The 5,265-nt window shown below is 48.2% G+C and carries 4 protein-coding genes; 3 read left to right on the top strand and 1 reads right to left on the bottom strand.

The features are described 5' to 3' along the window. Nucleotides 1-1,160, bottom strand: a 1,160-nt coding sequence (locus BN93_RS05995) for an NAD(P)H-hydrate epimerase (protein ID WP_084768697.1), incomplete at its 3' end; no start/stop codon positions are given. 1,840 nt (nt 1,161-3,000) lie between these two features. Here BN93_RS05995 and hpt point away from each other — a divergent pair. The 3 genes from hpt to obgE all read left to right on the top strand — a co-directional run. After that, nucleotides 3,001-3,540 (top strand): hypoxanthine phosphoribosyltransferase, encoded by a 540-nt coding sequence (hpt, locus tag BN93_RS06005; RefSeq protein ID WP_019187435.1) that lies wholly within the window; start codon nt 3,001-3,003, stop codon nt 3,538-3,540. 70 nt (nt 3,541-3,610) lie between these two features. Then, the gene (locus tag BN93_RS06010; RefSeq protein ID WP_019187436.1) at nt 3,611-4,183 is read left to right on the top strand and encodes an adenylate kinase; all 573 of its coding nucleotides are present in this window, start codon (nt 3,611-3,613) and stop codon (nt 4,181-4,183) included. Between the two features lie 7 nt (nt 4,184-4,190). Continuing rightward, nucleotides 4,191-5,265: GTPase ObgE (obgE, locus tag BN93_RS06015; protein WP_044259935.1), on the top strand; the 1,075-nt coding region annotated here is incomplete at its 3' end.

The following is a 5,265-nucleotide window of genomic DNA, read 5'->3' on the forward strand; positions in this document are numbered from 1 at the left end:
TTGCCCAACCTGTCGAACTCGCCCACGTGTGGTGTCAGTATCAAGTTCTGTGGCAGCTGTTGCATCCACGCCTTATGCGAGGCCAGTATGTTCAGCGCATCGGCATCAATCACCATCGGACATTGCGTACGTCGTATCTGCGAGATAAGCGCAATGGCCGTATCTTCGTGTTGTCCCAGGCCAGGACCCATCCCCACGGCATCATAATGTTCGGTGTCGAGGGGTTCGGTGAAGAAATAATCTTCTTTACCAGCGCTTAAAATGGCCTCGGGCAGAGATATTTGCATCACGTCGTAGTTGCGCCGAGGGGTACAGATGGTTAGTTTTCCCACCCCCGAACGCATGCAAGCACGCCCGGCCAGCACCGCTGCTCCGGCCATGCCGTAGCTACCGGCCACGATAAGTGCATGCCCCATCAGGCCCTTATTAACGAAATCGCCGCGTTTAAGCATTCGGCTGCGCACGTCGGCCTCCTCCAACACCTTGTATTTTGCATCTGTGCGCGCGATGTACTCTGGGCTAAGCCTAATGTCCAGCACCCGCAAGCAACCTATAAACTGCTGGTTGTCTTCAAAAAGCATGGCCAACTTCTTCTGTTGCAACGTCAGTGTGAGGTTCGCTTTCACAATATGCGACTTCACATTGTGCGTATTGTCCTCGGTCATCAGCCCCGAAGGCAGGTCGATGCTCACCACCTTGGCAGGCGATTGGTTGATGTATTTCACCAAAGAGGCAAAGCCGCCGGTAAGTGTCTTGTTCAGTCCGGCACCGAAAAGTCCGTCTATCACCACCGTTTCGGCCGTCAGTTCAGGCGGGTCGAAGTCCACCACAACCTCCGTAAAGGCCTTGATGCGCTTACAATCCATCACCCTTTGCTTGTTCGTGGCGCAGTCGTCAGACAGTTTACCGTTAACGTTGAAGAGAAACACCGCCACCTTATAGCCAGCCTCGGCCATCAAACGGGCCACAGCCAGCGCATCGCCGCCGTTGTTTCCTGGGCCAGCAAACACCACGAACGGCGTTCTGTTGTCCCATTCTTCTCGCAAGACGCGCACAATGGCCTTGGCCGCACGTTCCATCAGGTCGATGCTTGCCACGGGCTCGTTTTCAATCGTAAACTTGTCTAGCTCCTTAATCTGAGTGCCAGTGAATATCTTCATAATGTGCAAAAATACAAATTAAATTACTTTTGACTAGCAAAAGCACCTAACATTTACATATTATTATGTTCTTTGTGCCGAAATGCTAACAAAATGCACCATAAAGATGCTTTATGGCAGGTACGGCGACAGGCTTTGCCACCCCTCAATCAGCCCTCTTACAACAGCTTTAAATCTTTTTCTGATGAACGATTTAGGCCAAACGCATTGTTAATGTTTTACAAATCCGCCATCATTCAGCACAAAGCGGTCTTGCCTATTAAGATGTCCATAGATAGGGAGGGACTCGTTGCCTTGCGATGCAAAACCAAGTGAAACACCCCTCATTGATGCACGAAACACCAGGATTAAGATACGATTAAGTCTGAAATTTTGTCCCATTCGGCTATGTCAAAACATGGTTGTGCATCAAAAGGCCACCTGGCGGAAGGCATTCCAAACATCCACTACAAGCCGTAAACAGCCTATTGCCGGCAGATTACTGCTGCATTTGCCTGATGCCGCCTGCGTTGGCCGTGGTCAGCATACTCTGCAAACGCTTGCGCCGAGAGGTAGTAAGCGCACTGGCTCCCTGTTCTGTTGCTCATGCACGCTTACATGGCACAACTACCCTTGTCCAGTTTTCGGTAAGAATTTTAACACAAAAAGTGCCCTTTTCGTCAACCAACCGCCCATCTTGTCGCAAAAAATCGATTCTCGCGGAGGTTTGTCTTGATGCGAAAAGGGGCTGGTTGTACATGTAGGTAAAATGAATATTTATTTAAGGAAACCGCCATTTGCACCAGTTTTTAGGCTATTTGTTGCTAAATGTACCGTGTTTTGGTGCTAAACGCAGTGCGTTTTGGTGCAAAATGCAGTGCGTTTTGATGCTAAATGCAGTGTGTTTTGATGCTAAACGCAAGGTAAAATGGTGCAAAATGCAGCTCAAAATGGTGCTAAATGCAACGCGAAAAGCATATAAATACACCACTATTGTATAAACATAACCTCTCCGAGACATGAAACACATGCCTGAAAAGGGCAAAATAGCCATTAAAAAGTGGGGTTTTAGGGGTTAAAAGGGCGAAATTGAGCTTGGAAAATTACGAGCCGGCAACCAAACTAGAAAGGCTAAATGGTGCAAAATGCAGGTTTCTTTCTCAAATGTAGACAAGACGGAAGACGTAAAAAGCCAAAAACAGTAGTTATTTACCTACTTTTCGGCCTACATTTTCGCTAGAACGGAGTAAAACTCAGAGTGCATTTGTAAAATAATATATAAGAATTTAAGATTTTGAGTTGGTGGGTTGAGGAGTTTTTGAGCTGATGAGTTGTTAAGTTGGTGAGTTGGTTAGTTTGTGAGCTGGTGAGTTAAGGAGTTGGTGAGTTGAGGAGTTTTTGAGTTGATGAGTTGTTAAGTTGGTGAGTTGGTTAGTTTGTGAGCTGGTGAGTTGGTAAGCTGATAAATTGTTAAGTTGACGAGTTGATGCGTTGGTAAGCTGATGAGTTGATGAGTTGTTGAGTTGATGAGTTGATGAGTTAGTGAGTTAGTGAGTTGGTGAGTTGGCAAGCTGATGAATTTGATGAGTTGATAAGTTTGTGGGCGCAGCCATTTTTTCACCTTTTCACTTTTTCACCTTTTCACCTTTAAACGTCATTTTTTCACCCTTTCACTTTTTCACCCTTTCACCTTTAAACGTCATTTTTTCACCTTTTCACCCTTTCACCTTTAAACGTCACACTTTCCCCCTTTCACTTTTAAACGCCCTCCTCAACCCCATAAAAACCTAAATAACGTTAGTTAAGTCCCCGTGTTCCACTTTTTTTTCGTATTTTTGCAGCTTAATAGCAAAAAGATTATATGGCTCGAATTAAATTGATAGATAAGGTTTTCGAGACCTCCATCACGGAAACCCAAATACAAGAACACGTTAAAGCCGTTGCAGACAGGATAAACAAAGACATGGCCGATAAGAACCCGCTGCTTTTGGCCGTACTAAATGGCTCGTTTATGTTTGCCGCCGACCTCATGCGCATGCTCACCATACCCTGCGAAATATCCTTCGTTAAGCTGGCATCCTACCAAGGCACAACATCAACGGGAAAAATTAAAGAAGTGATTGGCATCAACGAAGACCTTGCCGGACGAACGGTTATCATCGTTGAAGACATCGTTGAGTCGGGATTGACCATTAAACGCATGATTGAATCGCTGGGAACGCGCTCGCCCAAGTCGATACATATCTGCACATTGCTGGTTAAACCCGACCGACTTACGGTTCCACTCGATGTGGAATATGCCGCCTTCGAAATACCAAACGACTTTATTGTGGGCTATGGCTTGGACTATAACCAACAAGGGCGCAACCTAAGAGACATTTATACCGTGGTGGAAGAGTAAGGACACAACGCTTTTTCACATGCAATGGTAAAAAACCACATAATAATTTTTTCACAATAAACACAACGAAATGAAGAATATCGTTATCTTCGGTGCACCCGGTTCGGGCAAAGGCACACAAAGCGACAAGATGATCGCCAAGTACGGTTTAGAACATATCTCGACGGGCGACGTCCTGCGCAACGAGATAAAGAACGGCACACCATTGGGCAAGACAGCCAAGGAATATATCGACAACGGGCAACTGATACCCGACGAACTGATGATTGACATCCTGGCCAACGTGTACGACAGCTTTGGAAAAGAACATAAAGGCGTTATCTTCGACGGCTTTCCACGCACCATTGCCCAAGCCGAGGCACTTAAAAAGATGCTTGCCGAACGCGGACACGAGGTGGCTGCCATGATTGAACTGGACGTTCCCGAAGAAGAACTGATGAAAAGACTGGTGCTGCGCGGACAACAAAGCGGGCGCACAGACGACAACGAAGAAACAATTAAAAAACGACTGGGCGTGTATCACAGCCAAACGGCACCGCTCATCGAATGGTATAAAACAGAAAACATCCACAACCACATCGACGGATTGGGCGAACTGGAACGCATCTTTGCCGACGTGTGTGCTGTGATTGACAACATCTAAACTGCTCATGCCCGAATCAAACTTCGTAGACTACGTAAAGATTTACTGCCGCTCTGGTAAGGGCGGAAGGGGTTCTATGCACCTCCGACACGTAAAATACAACCCTAACGGCGGTCCCGACGGGGGCGACGGCGGGCGCGGTGGAAACATTTACCTGCGCGGAAACCACAATTATTGGACGCTGTTGCACCTTAAATTCCAACGGCACGTGTTCGCCGAGCATGGCGGAAACGGCGGAAGAGACAAATGTCACGGCACAGACGGCAAGGACGTTTATATTGACGTGCCTTGCGGAACGGTGGTGTACAACGCCGAAACAGGCAAGTATGTCTGCGATGTTATGCACGACGGGCAGGTGGTGATGCTGCTAAAAGGGGGCCGAGGCGGACTGGGTAACTTCCAATTCCGCACGGCCACCAACCAAACGCCACGCTATGCGCAACCTGGCGAGCCGATGGAGGAGATGACCATCATACTGGAATTGAAACTTTTGGCCGACGTCGGACTGGTGGGCTTCCCCAATGCAGGCAAGTCAACGCTGCTCTCGTCGCTCTCTTCGGCACGTCCTAAGATTGCCAACTACCCTTTCACCACCCTCGAACCATCGCTGGGCATCGTGGCCTATCACGACCATAAGTCGTTTGTGATGGCCGACATCCCCGGCATCATCGAGGGAGCAAGCGAAGGAAAAGGCTTGGGGCTGCGCTTTCTTCGGCATATCGAGCGCAACTCGCTTTTGCTCTTCATGGTGCCCGGCGATACCGACGACATCAAGAAAGAGTACGAGGTACTGCTTAACGAGCTGAACAACTTCAACCCCGAACTGAACGACAAGCACCGCGTATTGGCCATAACCAAATGCGACTTGCTAGACGACGAACTGATTGAGATGTTGCGCGAAACGCTGCCCACCGACCTTCCCGTGGTGTTTATCTCGGCTGTTACGGGGCAAGGACTGTCTGAACTAAAAGACATCCTTTGGCGCGAACTGAACAGCGAGAGCAATAAACTGCAAAGCATCATGGCCGAAGACACCCTCGTTCACCGCGACAAAGACATCAGGATATTTGCGCAAGAACTGG

This window comes from Prevotella conceptionensis 9403948 (assembly GCF_000312305.1).
Lineage (GTDB): Bacteria > Bacteroidota > Bacteroidia > Bacteroidales > Bacteroidaceae > Prevotella > Prevotella conceptionensis.